This is a genomic window from Enterobacter sp. FW301-JW81, assembly GCF_058788735.1.
In genome coordinates, this window is record NZ_JBYTBA010000006.1 from 217,349 (window position 1) to 235,763 (window position 18,415).

An 18,415-nucleotide genomic window follows, 5' to 3' on the forward strand; every position below is an offset into this window, starting at 1 on the left:
GGGCTAGTGCTTCACCCACACCAGCTGGTCAACCCGGAAGCCCAGACTGCGCGCGGTGTTCAGGTAATCCTGCTTCACCGCCTCAGGAAGGGTTGGCGTGCGCGACAGGATCCACAGGTAATCGCGGTTCGGGCCGCTTACCAGCGCGTACTGGTACTTATCGTCGAGCCTGATCACGTTATAGCCGCCGTAGAACGGGCCGAAGAACGATACCTTCAGCGCGGCGGTGGTCGGTTCGCCGGTAAAGTACGCTTTCCCCTCGCTCTCGTTCCACTTGTTCTTCACCGGGTCGTAACCCCGGTTAAGCACGCTAATGCCGCCGTCGCTGCGCTTGCCGTAGGTGGCAGTCACCTGCTCCAGACCGCGTTCAAAGCGGTTTTCCAGGCGGGCGACCTCATACCATTTGCCGAGATAGCGGCTGGCGTCAAAACCGGAAATCGGCTGCACGCCTTTCGGCGGCGTAGGGGATTTACAGGCGACCAGGGTCAGGGCAATGGCAACACCGGTCACAACAGGCCATAGCTTCATGAGAATTCCTTTCATTTGCACGGTTGGATGTTAAGTGTAGTGCACCGTTTCGGCGCTTCATCCCGTTCGGGAAAATTCGTAGTATATTGAGAGTATTCCTCCACTCTGGACACGGACATGGCTTACTCCATCGGCGAATTCGCCAGACTCAGCGGCATCACCGCCACCACCCTGCGGGCGTGGCAGCGTCGCTACGGTTTACTCAAGCCACAGCGCACGGAAGGCGGCCACCGCCAGTACAGCGATGAAGACGTCCAGCAGGCGCTAAAAATCCTCGACTGGGTTAAAAAAGGCGTCCCGATCGGCCAGGTCAAACCGCTGCTGGAACGCCCGACGCCGGGCAGAACCAACAACTGGCAAACCCTGCAACAGAACATGCTTCAGCGCCTGCAGGACGGCAAAGTCGAGTCCCTGCGCCAGATGATTTACGACGCCGGACGCGAGTACCCGAGACCCGAACTGGTCGCTAACGTGCTGCGCCCGCTGCGCAGCCAGGTTTCGGCTAACGTCGCCGCCGCCATGACCCTGCGCGCAATTCTCGACGGCATCATCATCGCCTACGCCTCGTTCTGCCTCGAGGGCGATAAAAAAGCGCCGGGCGATAATATTCTGCTCAGCGGCTGGCACCTGAACGACCCGTGCGAGATCTGGCTTGAAGCCTTAACGCGCACCGGACAGGGCCACCGGATCGACATTCTGCCCTCGCCCCCTGACGCGCTGGCACCGGAAATTTTCCCGGAGCGCAAATGGCTTCTGGTCACCAGCGGCAAGCTCACCGCGGCGCGGAAAAAGCAGGTGGAGCAGTGGCAGCAGCAGGTTTCCCTTGAGGTAATTATCCTCTGACGATTTTCTCCTGTGGGAATTGTCACGAAAAGTTGAATATTTTCCCGCGCTGCGAATGCTAACGTTTTCCTGTGACCACTCACTCCACAGGAAAACATCATGAAAAAAACCACCCCTCTGCTGATCCTGGCCGCGATGGCCTTTACCCCTGTCGCCTTCAGCGCCGCCCCGGCTGGCACGCTGAGCGTACACGTTCTCGACCAGCAAACCGGTATGCCGCCGTCGGACGTGACCGTTACCCTGGAAAAGCAGGAGCAGGATAAATGGACCCAGCTTGCCAGCGGTAAAACCGACCATGACGGACGCATCAAATCGCTCTATCCGCAGGATCAGGACATGCAGCCCGGCGTGTATAGAGTGACCTTCAAAACCGCAGAGTACTTCCGCGGCAAAAAGCTGGACTCCTTCTTCCCGGAAGTCCCGGTGCTGTTCACCGTAACCCGCACCAATGAGAAGCTGCACATCCCGCTTCTGCTGAGCCAGTACGGCTACTCGACCTACAAGGGAAGTTAATACCTGTTGATTTTAAAGGAATATAAAAAATAATTCCGCGAATACTTGGACAAATTAGTCATGTTGTGTAAGTTTTAAGTATATGAACGGGAGGACCACACCATGACAACGAAACCTGTGCTCGGTATTAGCGGATGTTTGACCGGTTCCGCCGTACGCTTTGACGGCGGACACAAGCGTATGGGCTTCGTCATGGATGAGCTGGCCCAGTGGGTGAATTTCCGCCCCGTCTGCCCGGAAATGGCCATTGGCCTGCCGACGCCCCGCCCGGCGCTGCGCCTGATCGTGACGACGAATGGCGAAACGCAGATGCGCTTCAGCCATGCACCTCATGAAGACGTTACGCAGAAAATGGCGGACTTTACGGCAGACTTTTTGCCGAAAATCGGCGATCTCTCCGGTTTTATCGTCTGCGCGAAATCCCCAAGCTGCGGCATGGAACGCGTGCGGCTGTATGATGAAAACGGCAACCGGGGCCGCAAGGAGGGGGTCGGGCTGTTCACCGCCGCCCTCCTTGAAACCTGGCCGTGGCTGCCGGTGGAGGAGGATGGACGCCTGCACGACCCGGTGCTGCGGGAAAACTTCGTCGAGCGCGTTTTTGCGCTGCACGAGCTGAACATACTGCGTAAAAATGGCCTGACGCGCCGCGCGCTGCTGGACTTCCACAGCCGCTACAAGCTCCAGCTGCTGGCACACCACCAGGCGGGTTACCGTGAAATCGGCCCGTTCGTTGCCTCGCTGCACGAGTGGGAAGACCTGGACGCCTTCTTCGTGGCGTACCGGGAAAAGCTGATGACCATCCTGAAAAAACCCGCCTCGCGGAAGAATCACACCAACGTGCTGATGCATATTCAGGGGTATTTCCGTAACCAGCTGAACACCCGCCAGCGCGGCGAGCTACGCGACGTGATCCTGCACTATCGCAACGGACATCTGCCTATCCTCGCCCCGATCACGCTGCTGAAGCACTACCTGGCCGAGCACCCCGACCGGTATCTGATGACGCAAAACTACTTTGATCCCTATCCTGATGATTTGGGTCTGCGTCTGGCAGTCAAATGATCACAAAAATGCGAAGGCCCCATTGACCCTTAGAGGCCCAAAGCAGTACCCCGTTTAGACGACATCCTCACTGTCGTCTCTTTTTTGCATTTCATCTAAAAGGCTGTGATTATATACAGGCTTATTCTGCAAAAAGGGGCCTGCCTGTGATCAACACCCTGCACATCCAAAACTACCGCTCCATCCGCGATATGTCGCTGGAGCTGGAGCAGCTCAACATCGTCTTCGGGCCGAACGGCACCGGAAAATCCAATATCTACAAGGCGATACACCTGATGCACAGCGCCGCACAGGGGCAGTTTTCCCAGGCGCTGGCAAACGAGGGCGGCATTCTGAAGGTGTTCTGGGCAGGCAAAACCCGCAGCGACCAGCTGCGACGGATGAACCTGGCGGTTGAAACAGAGACCTACGAATACGAGCTGCAGGTAGGGTTTGTCGAGAAGCTGCCTTACCCTTCGCAGTTCCAGCTCGACCCGGTGATCAAAGAAGAGTCCATCTGGCTGAGCGGCCAGCACCGACGCCCGTCGTCCCAGCTGATGAAGCGCAGGAATCAGGCGGTGTTTCTGAATAACGTGCATCACGAGAAAGTGACCCACAGCGGCACGCTTTATGAAAACGAATCGGTATTCGGCCAGCTCGGCGAGCCGCACCTTTACCCGGAAGTGTCGCAGATGCGCGAGTCCCTGCGGAACTGGCGCTTTTATCATGAGTTTTCCGTCTCATCCGGCTCGGCAATGCGCGCCCCGCAGGTCGGCTTCCGCTCCCCGGTGCTGGCCAGCGACGGCGCCAACCTGGCGGCGGCGTTCCAGACTATCGTCGAGATTGGCGACGAACTGCTGCTGATGCGCATTCTCGACCAGGCCTTCCCCGGCTGCGTGTTCTACAGCGACAACAGCGGCGGGCGCTTCCGGATGATGATGCAGCGCGAAGGGCTGAGCAGACCGCTTGAACCGGCGGAGTTCTCTGACGGCACGCTCCGCTTCCTGTGCCTGGCGGTGGCGCTGTTAAGCCCGCGCCCACCGGCGTTTATCGCGCTCAACGAACCGGAAAACAGCCTGCACCCGCAGATGCTGCCCGCCCTTGCGAGCTTAATCGCCGAGGCCAGCCGCTACTCGCAGATCTGGCTCACCAGCCACTCGCCGGAGCTGGCGACGTTGATTGAGAAACAGAGATCGTTTTCGCTGTATCAGCTGTCGATGGTGGAGGGAGAGACGAGGGTGGAGAGGCTGGGGTAAACGCCGGGTGGCGCTGCGCTTACCCGGCCTACAAATGAGTCCGAAACGTTTTTCGCCACTCCGCCGGACTGACCTCAGTTCATGGGCTATCCTCCGGTTGGTGTGATAAGGAGGATAGCCCGTTGCCCTGCTTAACAATGTGGGTTAAAGGGCGATAACCGATGAAATCGGGTCAATCGATAAACCGCTTGCGCACCCGCTCCAGCGGCGCGATAAGCAGGTTGATGAGCGGCTTACGATCGATAACGATATCGGCGTTAACCGTCATACCGCCCATCAGCAGACGCTTTTTCTTGTCCGGGTCGGTAAACCAGGAAGGCACCCGCACTTTAGCAAGGTAGTAGTTCTGCCCCTCCTGCAGCGGGATGAGCGCCGAATGGGCATCGATGTTCACCTCATAGAAATCAGACAGGGTTGCCTCTACCGAGCCATATTTATCCACCGGCCAGGAGTCAAAACGCAGCTTCACCTTATCCCCTTTTGCCACCCGGCCCACACCCGTGGCAGGCACATAGAGATATCCCTCCATCGAGGCGGCGGTATTTTTACGGATCACCACCACCACTTCGCTGTTTTGCGTAATGGCCCGGCCCGGCGGGAAGTTAATCGCCACCACGTAGCCGTCGGCAGGAGCCAGCATCGCCATGGTTGAACTGCCCCGGCTGGAGAGGTTGCGGTCAATTTCGCTGATCCGGTTCTTCACGTACAGCTGCTCCTCGCTCAGGGAGTCGATTTGCGACTGGGTGCTGTCGGTGAGGCTGGTTTTGCGCGCCTCGAGGTCAAGGATGGTGCTCTCTTCCAGGGTCAGATTAAGCTGGGCGTTAAGCACGTCGTTGTGGCTTTTATCGAGATCCACCTTTGAGACATAGCCTTTGCCCGATACCGATTTCCACGCCTCGTACGTGTCGGTGTTGTTTTTAAGCAGCGCGCGCAGCTTTTTCACCTTATCGCGGGAAACCGCTATCTGTCGGTCGGTAAGATCCAGCTGCTGCGCCAGGTTTTTGCGGTAGGACGCAATAGAATCATCAATGGCCTGAATGCGCTGCTCGCTGCGCTTTTTCTCCGCCTCCATCTGCTGGCGGTCGAACTGTACCACCGACCCCTGCTTGCCGCCGTAGTCCTGCGAAACGGTAAAAAGCGGGTCATTCTCTTTCACGTACTGGCCCGGACGCACCGCGAAATCAACGATGGTGCCGGACTCTCTGGCGCGGACTTCCACATCGCCCTGGGCCGGGATCAGCACGCCGCGCGCCAGCGTGGTCTCCGAAAAATTAAAAACGATGGAAAAGACCAGCAGGCAGAGGAAAAAGGAGATAAACAGCGTCAGCACGCCTTTCAGGCGCGGGACGTTGATCTCATAGCTCTTTGAAAAATGGTGCGGGATTAGCGCCCGACGTTGTCGGCTTCGGTTTTTTAATTTCACGACATGTCATCCATGATAAATCACTGAAAGATCGTCCCATGCACTCCAGAGCGTGGGGGTTTTACGCAGCGTATTCAGCGTGGCGGTGGCGGCCTGGCGGTAGTCCGCTGGTGCGTATATCTGGCTTTCTAACCCAAACTCCGCCGCGTGCAGCGAACAGGTGGGCACCAGCGTGCGAACCGCGTATCCGTAGCGCGTTAAAAAACGCGTCGAGACATCCGTTAACCACGCCTTCTGGTCGCCCGCCTGGGTCATGAACAGCGGTGCATCCGGGAGGCGTTCATCCATCAGCAGCACGGTCACCAGCCGATGCGGCGCGAAAAACGCCCCCGCACGCCGCCCTTCGTGAGCGGCCATCAGCTTGTGCAGCGCAGGCTGGCGGGTGACAAACTGAAAGCGCACGTCTTCTGGCGCGGTGGCGAGCAGCGCATCCGCGATAAGGCCAAACCCGGCCCAGCGCATGCCCAGCAGCAGGGTGCGAGGACGGGAATAGAAATCCTGCTCGCGGGTGAATTCCGCCACGCGGGCATGGAGATCGAAGCGCACGTTGCGCCGCCACAGCGCGGGCGGGAAGATCTGTTCCACGAAGTTAAAGCCGCTCATCTCCCGGGCGTTCTGTCGCAGAAAATCGGCCGGGACGTCGGCCTCCGGGCAGCGCATAAACTGGCTGTAGTTTTGCGTTATCCGGCCTGCCAGCAGGGTGCGTCCGGCCTGACGGGCGCAAAGTCGGGCGTAGAGACGGGGGAGAAACATCATTGCTCACTCTCCCGCAGCGTGCCGTTTTCCATGGTGTAGAGCCGTCCGTGGCAGCCGACCACCTCCGGCGAGTGGGTGACAAACACCAGGCCAATTCCCAGACCACGCAGGTTCGCCAGCACCTTCTGCGCGGTGGTTTTATCGAGGTTTGCCGTGACTTCATCGCACAGCAGCAGCTTCGGCTGGCTGTACAGGGCGCGCGCCAGCACCAGACGCTGCATCTCACCGGCGGAGAAAAAGGTGTTCCCCGGCAGCAGCTCCGTTTCATAGCCGTGCGGCAGACGCGCCACCACGTGGTCGATCTCCGCCAGACGGCAGGCGGCAATCACCCGCTCTTTGTCCGGGGCGCTATCAAAACAGGAGAGGTTATCCAGGATTGAGCCGGTAAAGAGAATATCGTCCGCGTGCACGATGCGAATATGCTGGCGCAGCGAGGAGAGATCGCATTCGGTAATGGGGATCGCGTTGATCCGCAAGCTGCCCGAAGTGGAGAGCAACATCCCGGAGATCAGGCGCAGCAGCGTGGTCTTCCCGGAACCGCTCTGGCCGACAATCACCGCTTCTTCTCCCTGCTTCAGCGTCATGTTGATGTGCTGAAGCGTCGCCTCGCGCCCCGGATAGGCAAAAGAGACATCCTCAAATTCCAGGCTGACGGGCGAGGTCACAATCTTCCGGCCGAACTGGCTGGCTTCGGAGGGGGCAAACAGCAGGTCGCCAACGCGATCCAGCGGCCCCTTCAGCGCATTTTTATCCAGCAGCTTTTGCGCCACCTGCACCATCGCATCGGAGAAATAGCGTTTGTAGCTTATGTAGGCGTAGAGCATCCCGATGCTCATCTGCCCTTCCAGAATAAGCCACGCGCCGAAGCAGACCACCAGCAGCTGCTCGGCGTTGATCACCAGCAGCGAGGCGACGTCAAAGCGGGCCAGCAGGCGTTCTTTGCGCATCAGCCCGGCAATGTGTTCGCGCTGGGATTTGTCCATCACCGCGTCCCGGGCCTGCTCCATGTTGTTGGCCTTCAGGGTGATGATCCCCTTCTGCGTCTCCACCAGCAGCGATTCATACTTCGCGGTGCGCTCAATGGAGTCATCCACCGCGCGCTGGTAAGGGCCAATCAGCGAAAAGCGGATCAGGAAAAACACCCCCATCAGCAGCATCGTCAGCACGGCGATTTTCACGTTATACAGCAGCATAAACAGCAGGCTGGTAAAGGCGATCAGGCTGGAAAAGAGGATCTGCACATAGCCGTTGCTGATGAACTCCGCGCAGGCGTGGAGTGATTTTTCAATCGCCAGCACGATGCCAGGCGGGCGGCTGCGGAACCAGCCGGTCTGGGTGCGCAGCATATAGCGGCGTACCGACTGGCTGAGGTCGTCATAGGCAATGTTGCGCATCAGGATCTCAAGTATCTGCTTGAGGAACTTACCTATGACTTCAAAAATAAAGACGATGGCGAAGATCGCGGTGAGTAAAATCACCAGATCGTTGTCGTTTCGCGAGATGGCCTCGTCCATGATCAGCTGCACGTAGGTGGGGCTGGCCAGCATGGTGATGAGGGTAAAAATCGAGAGTACAAACAGCAGCACCTGCCGCTGGAACAGGCTTGGGGATTTGTTGGCTAGCCGGCCCAGCGTGAGCGTATCGTCGGGCGATTTTTTGTCGAAGCGCGGCGTTGGCTTGAGCTCCAGCACGTAGCCGGAAAAGAGTTTTTGCGCCTCCTTGAGGCTGTAGCGACGCACGCCGCTGGCCGGGTCGTGGACCGTCACGCTGCGGCCGTCGACCTTCACGATAACCACGAAGTGATTGCCGCGCCAGAAGGCGATGAGCGGCAGTTCGGCACTTTCAATTTCAGTGATTTCGCCCTTTAGCACCCGGCCCGTCATATTTTTATCGCTGGCGAGGGTCATTAATTCCGCCATCGAGGTTCCCGCGTCGGCAGAAACCGAAATCTCCCTGCGCAGCTGGCTGACGGAGACATGGTGTTCGTAGTGCCCCAGCACCATCGCCAGGCAGGCCAGCCCACATTCGGTAAATTCATGCTGGCGAATAACGGGTGTCTTACCCTTTTTTTTATACTGAAAAAGCGAAAACATAATTATCCGTGGCTGAAATAAAAAAATGGCCCGGCAATGCGGGCCATAGGTGCATAGGTCAATAACTTATGCGCTGAAGAAGCCGCCGATGAAGCCGCCCACCAGGCCAAACACGCCGCCGATGGTGCCGCCCAGCGCGCCTAACATCTGGCTGCCCGCGTTATAGCCCGCGCTCGCGCCCTGAATGGCTGCAGCAAACGGATCCCAACCACCGATGATGGCCTGTGCTTTTTTGAAATCGATAACTTGCATGATTGTCTTCCTGTTAATCTGAATTAGTTGTAGCTGCCAACCAGCGCACCCAGGAAGCCCATCGCGCCACCCAGAATTCCGCCAACCACACCGCCTACCATGCCCATGATGCTTGCACCGGTGTCGTAACCCAGCTGTGCGCCCTTAACGAGGCCAGCGAACGGGTTTAATGCACCACCGATAATGTCTTTCGCTTCTACGAATGAAATCGCTTTCATTTTATTCTCCTGTAGTTGTAAATCTTCAGCTTGCGCCAAAGGTTAATTTCCTTTTATGAAGGAAAGCGGTTGTTACGGGCAGCTCGAAAGAGGAATGATTTTATTCCCATAAATAATCATCCGCCTTGCAGGCTGCGCGTAATTATCTATTTCCAGCCGTTGACCCGGCGGAAGGTATTTTGAATCGTTATATTGTGAGCTACACCCCTGTGAGGAGACATATTTAAACCAGGTATTACCGGTATTACTCACCACCCCGTTGCTAAACGCATAATCAAAATGTCTTGTCCATGGGCGGACAATTAAAATAGCCTCAAGCGAAACCACCACATCCGACTGGATGCGTTGGCCTTTGCTCATCACAACCCGCGCCTGGAGCGGCGTCTCGGTGAATTTAACGCGATAATAGCGCTCTTTGCTGTCGTGCGGACCGGTGTAATAAAACTTAAAACCGGCCTGCTCGCCGCTCTCCAGCGTTAACTGTTTAGGCGAGAACATTACCTCGCCATCTTTTATTTCAGTCTCTTTTCCGTGCTCTTTAGGAATATCGACCTGAATAAGCGAAACAGTATAATTCTGTCGAACGCTGGTATCGTTTTTTATTGGCTGAAAAACAACTTCTTTTTCGGGTAGAAAATCAATATTTAGACTTTCAATAATTAAAGCATTTGCGCTTGCAGAAATGAAGCAATTTATTGCGAAAATAGCCAGGAATTTTCCAGTCATCATCGTTTAATTCCAGGATGCGCTGACATCAATTCGACCCTGGGCCGTCACTTCGCCAAACCAGTTATTACCATCATAGGTCGTTTTCGATACCGGGTTATTCATCACAAACTGCAGCACCAGCGGCGTTTTCCACAGCCACATGTCCGTCACACCGGAGCTTATCTTGTCCCACTCTTCCGCATGGGTGGCGGGCGCGGGAATGGACAGCGCTTCGCCCTTGCAGTTATGCGCCTTCAGCGTTTGGCTTTTGCCCACCAGCACGTTGCCGGGGATCGGCACGGTGAAGCCGTTGCCGCTAAAGGCGCAGTAGTCCACGCCGTTCAGGCTCTGCGTCGGCCCGGTGACCTTCACCGTTACCGCAATCGCCGCGTCTTTCTGCGCGCCGCTGTAGGTAATGGTGTAGGGGATCTCAATCGGCGCCTCGCCAATTGTTCCTTTTCCGGAGCCACCAAGGCCGTTAGGGTCGAGGGTGTAGTCCGGGCTATCCGGCACAATCGCCAGTCCTGGCTGGATAGGGTTAATGACCAGCCCTCCGCCCGGCTGGAAGCAGAAATCCGCCGCCAGCGAACTGTTGCCCGGCGTCAGGCACAGGCTGACGATATTGCCAATGTTGCTGCCATCCCCCGCCTGCGCCACGCTCAAAATCAGCGCCTTCGGTAAAAAGATTTTAAGGTTGGCCTTGCCGCCGTTTTTTTGCGGCGCGGCGAGGAAGGTATTCGCCAGCACGCGGGTATCGCTCAAAATACCGCCGGAGATGCTGTACCAGTTGCTCTCGTCGAAGGTGATTTCCGCCGCCAGACCCGTTCCGCCGCTCATGTGCGACTGCAGCACGCCGTTTACGCGGGATGACGTCAGCGCCAGGCCCGGGTTATAGCCGGTGATATCTTCGCCGACGAAGGTATATTCCAGCAGCGAACAGAGCACGCCCGACACCGTATTGCGGGTGTATTTGGTGCAGGTCGCCCCGGTGGAACCATCCACAATCGTGACCTCGCCGCTGATCGGGTCTATCCCCAGATCCAGCGCCCGCGAGTTGGTCATGGTCAACGTCCCCACCTTGTGCAGCGTGTTGGTGGTGGTCACCTTATTGATAGAGGTGATCTGCGGCGTGGAGGTAATGGTCACCTCGTTGCCGGGAGCCGCATTGAGCAGATAGTTAAAGAACGGATCCCCCAGCACCCAGCGGCCATAGGAGGTGCCGGGTTCGACGATCGGCGGTTTTACCACCATAGCGGTGTCGGTATAGCTTGTCGCCGCGGTATAGCCCGTGGTGCCGCAGCTTGAAGAGCACGCGGTGCCCTTAAAGAACGGCGAGGCGCTGGAGCCGGTAACGCTGAAGTTGATGGTCAGCGCGCTGCCCGCAGGGCCGGTAAAGCTGTTGTCCGGAATGTAGCTGGCAATCCCGTTGTTGGTTTTGGCGCTCAGGGTCGGCCACTCGCGCGATCCGTGTAAAAACGCGGTTGAGGTGCTGTTCAGGCTAAACAGCGCCGCCGTGTTGCCCGTCCCGTTGTTGTCCGGGTTGTTGATCGCAAAATAGGGCATCTGCTGCGCCTGCGCAGCTGCGCTAATCAGCAGCAGATTAAGAGCGAATATCTTTTTCATCTTCACGTTCCCGCGTTCCTTTTGCTTCCTGCCAGACGAAATCGCCCTTATCGCAGGAGATGTCCCCAAGCCACAGCGCGCCGCGGTTGGACTCGATATCCAGACGCACCTCGCAGACGCTGTCGTCCGGCGTGGCAATGCTGAGCACCGGATTATTCTTGTCCACGTCAATCACGAAGCGACCGTCGTTTTCCGTGCGGGTCAGCCCGACGTGGTTTTTGATTTGCGTGGCGCTCACCGGGTTGCCGCTGGCATCGACAAGGCGACCAAACAGGGTGACGATTTTTTTCACCTGCGGCTTCATCACCACCGTGTTACCCGGGTAGACCGTGATATGCCGACGGGCATTCGCGCCGATGTCATAGCTTTCGGTCCCGGTTTCGCTGTTCATCACCTCCAGGTCATAGGCCTGATAGGCCGGCAACGACAGCCAGGTTTTATCGCCCTTAATGCGCTCCGTGCGGCCGTTCAGCTTCAGCGTGAGCGACTCGTCGGACTTCAGTCCGGTGCTGACAATCACCCCTGCGCTGTCGGTCCCTTTACCTGCCGCTATCGCTTCTTTTGACCAGCCGACGCTGCCGTCGCTGGTCAGCGTGGAGTTCCAGCCCTTGCTGGTGCCGCTCTGCACGCTGAGGATGTTGCTGTTCCACGGCGTGTCGAAGCTGACGCTGCCGCCGCCGCTCACCGTGCGATCCTGGTTGCTGCTGAAGGCTCTTGAGACGTTGGCGGTGACCGACTTCAGGTAATCCCCTTCGAACTGGCGGCTGGCGCTGACGTTAAGCGCCGTGCCGGTATCGCGGTTATGCGACACGCCCACGGAGACGGTGTTACCCAGCGGGATGGCAAAGTCGAGCATCACGTAGCGGTCTTTCTCTTCGTAGTACCCTTCGTACTTATTGCGCGACATGCCCACCCGCAGGCGCGCCGTGCCGTAACGACCGGCGTACAGCCCCTGGGAGTAGTCAATCTGATAGCGTTTATAGCGGTATACGTCGTCTTCCTGCCGCATCAGGCTCAGGTTACCGGCGGAAGGCAGGCCAAACGACGGCAGGCTGAACGACGCGCCCCACGTGTTGCCTTTGTTTTCATAGATATCGAGGAACTTGCCGCTGGAGAGTTGCTCGTGGGAGTACCAGACCGAACCGATATTCCACGGCAGGCTGACGTTAGCCCCGTAGTTGGCGCGGTACGTGCCGTCCGAGGCGGCCATCGTCTGGGTGTTCACCGAGAAATACCCGGTCAGGTTCAGGGAGGCCCACAGTTCGCTGACCACGTGTTCGCGCATCATGTAGCCGGACGCGTTCCAGTCGACCATCCCGCTGCGCTTGCTGAAGGAGGTGCCGACCAGCGACATGGTGTCTTTGTGCTTAGTGTCGTAATCGTAGTAGTAGCTGTTGTCCTGCTCGTTTTTCCGTTTGGCATACTTCTTGTAGTTGACGACGGATTTGTCGCGGCTATAAATACCGCCCCACGTCTGCCAGCGCAGCGACTCCGACACGTTATTGCTGAAGGGTTTGTTCACCGTGTACATGCTGCGCGACACGGTGCGGCTGCCGCTGACCACTTCCACTTCCACGCTGTAGATACCGTAGGGCAGCGCGCTGGTGTCGATTTCGTGGTTACCCACGTCAAAGCGCTGAATGCCAATAAGCTGGCCGTCGCGGCGAATACGGGCTTCCCCGGCCGTCGGGAAATAGACCACCACCGGCGTCAGGGAGAGGGTATTGTCCCGCTTGCGCGAGTTAGCCTGGTTGCCCACCGACACGCCGTACACTTCACCACCGGAAATACCGCTGACGCTGGCCAGCGACTGCATCGCCCAGCCGTTCAGCATCCCGGCGGCGTAGCGCATGCCCTGATAGTCACGTTCCCACATCACCGCGTTCATCTGGGTGTCGCTGCTGCTTTCGTTAACGTAGCCAGAGCCATCGACCAGCAGGTGATCGACCCCCATCGAGATCCAGCTTTTGGCGTTGAGATAGCCGGACGACCAGCTGTCGCCGTAGCCGCTCTCGGTATGATACGCGCCAAGGTTATAGGAGAGCGTACCGCTCAGATCGTCTGATTCAGGGGCATCAATATCCACTTCACGGGGACGAATGTTGACCCCGTAATCGCGCTGGGAGAGATTCAGCAGCAGACGCATCTTTTTCTGGTCCAGCTCAAACGCCGACCCGGCGCTCACCGGAATACGCATTTGCTCGTCGAACTGTTTGCCGCTGATGCTTTGCAGCAACGTCCGCATCTCTTTCGACAGACGAATACCGTTATCAGACTCCTGGACCTGCACGTCGCGCAGCCCGAGCTGCCGATCTTTCGCGTAAATCGTCACGTCGCCAATACGGACATATTCGCTCACGTCACGCGCGCCGCTCGCCTTTTGCGCGGCATTCGGGCGGGTATTGACCAAATAAACAGGGATTTTGATCCCCTGCTCCAGCAGAGCATAGAGCGAGTCGGGAAAACGGTAATTAGCGATAACCACGGAGCTGGAGGCAGCATGCGCATACGCGGGCAGGAGGCCGGATGTGCACGCCATCATCACCGGCAACACTAATTTATTTTTCACCATGCATCCTTACTTAACAGGAATGAACTGTTTCAGGTCCCAAATTCCAAGATGAAAATGGCTGTCCGTAACGTTGATATCGTCGATCGCGCGTGAGGTACCCGGCATCAGGTAGAAGTTTTTAACGCACGGCGTGGTCGGTGATTCCGGGTTGGGTTTCAGGCATGTCCCGCTCGCATTCACGCGAAACGCGGTATTGCCTTTATTGGTTATTTTTCCGGCCACGTAGACGTAATCGACGTTCTTCTTCCGGGGCTGTACCACCAGAATGGTGCTCACCACGGCGCGGGTCATCCCTTTGCCATTCTTTTGCGAGCCGTTATCAAGATCTTCGCTGACCCCTTCATCAATGAAGGTCACGCGATAGTAGCGCTCCCGGTCATCGGCCTTGCCGTGGTAGTAAAATTTGACGATATTGCTGGTGCCGGCGGGCATGACCATGCGCGTGGGCGTCAGCAGCAGTTCGTCGATTTTCTCCGGGTTAATGACAATGCCTTCATCCATCGGGCTGCTGATACGCTGGGCGCTGATGGAAATAATGCGCACGCTGTCCGCTTCGTTTTTTAATTCCTTGGCGGTGGAGTCGGCATCGGCAGGAATAATGGTGGTGACTTTGCCCACATTAATTGCCAGCGCGGAGGAAGAGACAAAGAGTAAAAAGAAGAAGATGGGTTTGAGGCTAAACATGATATTTCCCTAAACAGGGGCTTACGCCCCTGTAACTGTCAGCTCTTAGCCCCAGGTTGCGCGGAACGCAACGGACACAGTACCTTCCCACAGGCTGTTGGTCAGGTCTTTGAACTCTTTCGCCGCACCGGTGCTGTCCTGTGCAGAATCGACGTAGAACACAAATTTGTCCTGGCCGGTCACTTCGGTATTCGCCGCCGCGCCTGCGCTGGTGGTCAGGTTCCACAGGCCAGAAGAGACGCCGGTGTTGTTTGAAGAGTCAACCAGGGTCGTCCATGCCGTTGATTTCGCACCCACTGTGCCACCGATTGAGCCCAGATCGGTCCCGCCAAAGCGCGCGCCCACTTTCAGCTTGGTTGATTCGCCGCCAACGCTGAACAGGGTGTTGTCAGAGTCGTCAACAATCGCTTCCAGTTTGAAGCTGGTCGCTGAAGAGTGGTCACCACGAATAGCCACATCAAACAGACCGGTGTCGGTGTTAAAGGCTTTCGAGCTTGCGCTATAAACGAAGTTAAGGGCACGCGTCGGCGTGACAACCAGATCGGAATCGCTGTCTTTCGTTGCAGAAGCCTGCCAGGTTGCAGAAGCGGTAGTTTCCGCTGCATTAACAGCGCTCAGGGCAGAAAGAGACAGCAGTGAGCCCAGAACGATAGCGTTCAGTTTGTTCATTTATTTAGTCCTTCAAAAAAGAATCCAGATGTTTAAAAAAGGGGAGCCCCTTTTTCGAGGCGGAGTATAGTCACCCCAAAAATAACGAGGCAATACAGAAAATTTCATCCTGCCCACGGGAAAGGACGAAAAAAAACAGAATGCATTTGCATCTTGTTGTTACATAATGAATAAACTTGAGACTTCTTGATTAATAGACAAACATCTATTCTTATTACTTTGCCGTAATATCAGGATGTCGGCACGGCCACGCACATCATTATAGGCAATACCAGTCCTTTAATTAGCCAGGCATGACTTTTAACCCGGGTAACATAAAAGAAGTCGATATTGTCCAGCAGTAACTCATTGACGATGCCGTCCGGTGCAACATCATCTTCAGATTTATTCAGTTTCTTTCCTTTAATATAGAAAATATCGCTGCCGGCCACTTTCTCAACATTGAGCACATAGTTTCGATCTATCAAATAGCGCTTGTCACCACGGGTAAAATCCCCCTTGTGGATCACCGTGACAATATCGTTGCTGTTAAAAAGAAACAGCGTCGTTAAGGACATGTCTGCTGATTCTCCCGTGGAGTATTTTTTCCAGGAAACCGTATCTGACTGACAGCCAAATCCCTCTTCCTGCGTTCTTTCAGGGTGAAACAGAAGAAAGGCGATACCAGAAAGGAGCACGACCACGCCTAATACTATGCTCAGATTTAACTTCGACACGATCTTAACTCCCTGTCAGGCTTCTGTAAGAGATGCAGTTTTTGTAGCTATCGACGTTATCCTGTAGATAACAGACAGCCAGGAAATCATTTTCCAGCTGTGACTTTTTAAATTTTGAATAATACGCGTCAGCGTCCTGATGTTCGCAGTCGATCTGTTGATGAGCGATGACCTCTTTGGCCCGCTCAAAGTAAGCCTGCTGCGGCTGATACATATTTTTGTCGATAAGATAAACCGTACAGCGCTCGATTTTGCCCAGCAGATGGATATCAGACTCTTTCGGGCGCTCTGCCACGCGCATGTTTTGATAGAAAAAAAGCGCAGCAATGCCGGCAATGACGACCAGCGCCATTACGCACAGCGTGGTAAAGCCGCTGTCCCGACGACGCAGGCGCGCAGGCGGGTCTCGCTGTTGAGTTACCACGTCGGGCGCTTCCGCCACGATTTTCTCCGGGGCAGAGACGGGTGGCCTTACCGTGTGATGTTCTATATGCGCGGCCAGGCTAAATCCTTTACCACGAATTGTTTTAATCAACAGAGGATCGCGGCCTAAACTGCGAAAGGCTTTTCTAATTTCACTTATGGCAACATTAAGGCTAACCGAGGAGCCGGAAAACCCGCGGTCTTCCCATACTTTCTTAATCAGATCGTCCCTGTCGAGGGTTTTCCCATTATTAATGATAAGTTCATATAGCAACCGTGCCGCCTGGTTGGATAACTTAATGGAAGATTCCTCTTCTCCATTAATCATGATCACACCGGAGTCCACTTCATAAAGCATTGCGAGATCAATAAGATACTTCATATGATTATTACACCACTGTTCTTAACGACTGTATTTGTCTCGCAATAATAGGTCTAAAGAGTGTGTGGTCAAGTCATCAAATATTATTTGAGCAAGCGGCATAGAAAACTTCATAAATTAACAATTATTAATTCATTAATCAGGAACTCCGAATGAAGGTGTTTAGGTTATGATCTTAAAAAAAACATTATAACAAGATTATAATCTTATAATATGCACACAATCGGAATAATGTTTTGTTATGTATCTTTTTGATGCAACATAATATCGTCAAGGCTCGTACTCAGGTCGCTATGCGGGTTAGCCGATATCAGTGTGTTGCGCAGCCGGGAAATATTCTTTTTTATACAAAACAAAACATTATGGAGTTTATCATGTTCAAAACGATCATGACCGTATCTGTGCTTGCCGCAGCCATTGCTTCTACTCAGGCGATTGCCGCTGATAACTCAGCAGGTGGCGTAATTAACTTTACCGGTGCGATTACCGATACCACCTGTACGATTAATGGCGGAAAAAGCGCGGATATGACCGTCGCCCTCTCCCCAATTTCGGTTAAGGATGCCGGAACTACGGTTGGCCTGATTACGAAAAATAAAAAATCCATTTCGTTAACCTTCTCGGGCTGTACGCCTGCTGCGGGCACGACCGGCACGCCGCTGAAAGTGTACTTCTCCAGCGCCGATAATATTTCTACCGACGGTAAATACCTGCTGAATAACAGCGTCAATGAAAGTGACGCAAGCGTGGCCCGTAACGTAGGTTTCGCATTAGTGGAGCCGGGTAAATCAACGCCTGTTACGCTCAATCAGGCTTACACCACCAGCATTATGGGTACTGCAGCGGCGCCAGATTCTGAAACGCTGACGCTGGACGTTTATTACTATAAAACCAATGCCGCTGCCGCAACGGTCGGTGCATTGAGCTCTAACGTGACGTACACCATTTCCTACCTGTAATTTCAGTTAATCAGGCTTCGTTTCTGCGGAGCCTGTTTTTAAGGTTACCATTATGCGTAAGGTTATTTTGCTGGCATTCCTGCTGCTCGGCACGGGCTACTCATGGGCCAATATTGTTATTAATGGCACGCGTGTTCTTTATCCTGAGAATAACAAAGAGGTTATTGTTCAGTTAATCAATACGGGAGATGCCCCTGCGCTGGTGCAGTCATGGATCGATGACGGCGATATTAATTCGACGCCGGAAACGGCAAAAGTACCTTTTCTTTTATCCCCGCCGGTGGTGAAGGTCAACGAACATAATGGTCAGCAACTGCGCATTAAAAAGCTGCCTGCCAATTTGCCTGCCGATCGCGAGTCGGTCTTTTTCCTGAACGTGCTTGATATTCCACCGAAGCCGGAAAATGTGCAAAACCAGAATACCGTTCAACTGGCGATTAAATCTCGCATCAAAATGTTTTACCGCCCGGCCGCGTTAACCGGCACGCTGGACGACGCGACGGGAAAACTGACGCTGATTGCCAGCGGCAAACAGTTCCGCATCGTAAATGAGAGCCCTTTCCATATTACCGTTGCCAATATTTCTCAGGGTAAAAGCAAATTATTGCAGGAATCACCGATGGTATCGCCATTTGGTCAGCTCACCGTGGCAACCAAAAGCGCGGTGACGCGCGGCCAAACCTACCAGCTGATGTATGTAGACGATTTGGGTGCTTACAAAACCCGCACGCTTATCAGCCAGTGACCGGAAAGACT

Annotated in this window: 19 protein-coding genes; 6 read left to right on the forward strand and 13 right to left on the reverse strand. The window is 55.3% G+C overall.

What is annotated here, in order from left to right; genetic code table 11:
• Nucleotides 1-3: 3 nt before the first annotated feature.
• Nucleotides 4-528 carry a lipocalin family protein gene (locus tag AC3WOK_RS18990; protein WP_059310303.1) on the reverse strand — a complete coding sequence of 175 codons (525 nt, stop codon included), beginning with the start codon at nt 526-528 and terminating at the stop codon, nt 4-6.
• A 117-nt stretch (nt 529-645) separates the two neighbouring features.
• Between AC3WOK_RS18990 and AC3WOK_RS18995 the strand changes: the two genes are divergently transcribed.
• The 4 genes from AC3WOK_RS18995 (at nt 646) to AC3WOK_RS19010 (ending at nt 4,181) form a co-directional block, all read left to right on the forward strand.
• Complete coding sequence (locus AC3WOK_RS18995; RefSeq protein ID WP_063957952.1) at nt 646-1,371, forward strand: MerR family transcriptional regulator; 726 nt, start codon at nt 646-648, stop codon at nt 1,369-1,371.
• 99 nt (nt 1,372-1,470) lie between these two features.
• Complete coding sequence (gene uraH, locus AC3WOK_RS19000; RefSeq protein ID WP_492354969.1) at nt 1,471-1,884, forward strand: hydroxyisourate hydrolase; 414 nt, start codon at nt 1,471-1,473, stop codon at nt 1,882-1,884.
• 102 nt (nt 1,885-1,986) lie between these two features.
• Nucleotides 1,987-2,946, forward strand: coding sequence for a YbgA family protein (locus AC3WOK_RS19005; protein WP_063432240.1), 960 nt, complete (start codon nt 1,987-1,989; stop codon nt 2,944-2,946).
• Between the two features lie 146 nt (nt 2,947-3,092).
• Nucleotides 3,093-4,181 carry an AAA family ATPase gene (locus AC3WOK_RS19010; RefSeq protein WP_492354970.1) on the forward strand — a complete coding sequence of 363 codons (1,089 nt, stop codon included), beginning with the start codon at nt 3,093-3,095 and terminating at the stop codon, nt 4,179-4,181.
• Nucleotides 4,182-4,353: 172 nt separating this feature from the next.
• Here the strand turns inward: AC3WOK_RS19010 and AC3WOK_RS19015 are convergent, their stop codons facing one another.
• From AC3WOK_RS19015 to AC3WOK_RS19070, 12 genes are all read right to left on the reverse strand, one after another.
• Complete coding sequence (locus AC3WOK_RS19015) at nt 4,354-5,604, reverse strand: HlyD family secretion protein (protein ID WP_063432242.1); 1,251 nt, start codon at nt 5,602-5,604, stop codon at nt 4,354-4,356.
• A 6-nt stretch (nt 5,605-5,610) separates the two neighbouring features.
• The gene (locus AC3WOK_RS19020; protein WP_492354971.1) at nt 5,611-6,360 is read right to left on the reverse strand and encodes a hypothetical protein; all 750 of its coding nucleotides are present in this window, start codon (nt 6,358-6,360) and stop codon (nt 5,611-5,613) included.
• Nucleotides 6,357-8,453 (reverse strand): peptidase domain-containing ABC transporter, encoded by a 2,097-nt coding sequence (locus AC3WOK_RS19025; protein ID WP_059310295.1) that lies wholly within the window; start codon nt 8,451-8,453, stop codon nt 6,357-6,359. The genes AC3WOK_RS19020 and AC3WOK_RS19025 overlap by 4 nt, the downstream gene beginning before the upstream one ends.
• A 66-nt stretch (nt 8,454-8,519) precedes the next feature.
• Nucleotides 8,520-8,705 (reverse strand): hypothetical protein, encoded by a 186-nt coding sequence (locus AC3WOK_RS19030; protein ID WP_001196016.1) that lies wholly within the window; start codon nt 8,703-8,705, stop codon nt 8,520-8,522.
• 23 nt (nt 8,706-8,728) lie between these two features.
• Nucleotides 8,729-8,923, reverse strand: a complete 195-nt coding sequence (locus AC3WOK_RS19035) for a hypothetical protein (RefSeq protein WP_013094846.1) — start codon at nt 8,921-8,923, stop codon at nt 8,729-8,731.
• A 72-nt stretch (nt 8,924-8,995) separates the two neighbouring features.
• Nucleotides 8,996-9,652: an EcpB family pilus assembly chaperone gene (locus AC3WOK_RS19040; protein WP_235836459.1), complete on the reverse strand. Its 657-nt coding sequence runs from the start codon at nt 9,650-9,652 to the stop codon at nt 8,996-8,998.
• A 3-nt stretch (nt 9,653-9,655) separates the two neighbouring features.
• Nucleotides 9,656-11,254 carry a fimbrial adhesin EcpD family protein gene (locus AC3WOK_RS19045; protein ID WP_059310294.1) on the reverse strand — a complete coding sequence of 533 codons (1,599 nt, stop codon included), beginning with the start codon at nt 11,252-11,254 and terminating at the stop codon, nt 9,656-9,658.
• A complete protein-coding gene (locus AC3WOK_RS19050) occupies nt 11,232-13,826 on the reverse strand; it encodes a CS1-pili formation C-terminal domain-containing protein (protein ID WP_492354972.1) in 2,595 nt (864 codons plus the stop codon). The genes AC3WOK_RS19045 and AC3WOK_RS19050 overlap by 23 nt, the downstream gene beginning before the upstream one ends.
• Before the next feature lie 6 nt (nt 13,827-13,832).
• Complete coding sequence (locus AC3WOK_RS19055) at nt 13,833-14,510, reverse strand: EcpB family pilus assembly chaperone (RefSeq protein ID WP_059310292.1); 678 nt, start codon at nt 14,508-14,510, stop codon at nt 13,833-13,835.
• Between the two features lie 45 nt (nt 14,511-14,555).
• Nucleotides 14,556-15,179, reverse strand: a complete 624-nt coding sequence (locus AC3WOK_RS19060) for a common pilus major fimbrillin subunit EcpA (protein WP_059310291.1) — start codon at nt 15,177-15,179, stop codon at nt 14,556-14,558.
• Between the two features lie 230 nt (nt 15,180-15,409).
• Entirely contained in the window at nt 15,410-15,895 is a 486-nt protein-coding gene (locus AC3WOK_RS19065) for a FidL-like protein (protein ID WP_074164749.1), read from the reverse strand.
• Nucleotides 15,896-15,899: 4 nt separating this feature from the next.
• Entirely contained in the window at nt 15,900-16,700 is an 801-nt protein-coding gene (locus AC3WOK_RS19070; RefSeq protein ID WP_063432248.1) for a transcriptional regulator, read from the reverse strand.
• A gap of 374 nt (nt 16,701-17,074) precedes the next feature.
• On the opposite strand from AC3WOK_RS19070, the gene AC3WOK_RS19075 reads away from it, so the two are divergent.
• Together AC3WOK_RS19075 and AC3WOK_RS19080 are read left to right on the forward strand one after the other, a co-directional pair.
• Nucleotides 17,075-17,659, forward strand: coding sequence for a fimbrial protein (locus tag AC3WOK_RS19075; protein ID WP_059310288.1), 585 nt, complete (start codon nt 17,075-17,077; stop codon nt 17,657-17,659).
• Between the two features lie 52 nt (nt 17,660-17,711).
• The gene (locus tag AC3WOK_RS19080) at nt 17,712-18,404 is read left to right on the forward strand and encodes a fimbrial biogenesis chaperone (RefSeq protein WP_059310287.1); all 693 of its coding nucleotides are present in this window, start codon (nt 17,712-17,714) and stop codon (nt 18,402-18,404) included.
• The last annotated feature ends 11 nt before the right edge of the window (nt 18,405-18,415 follow it).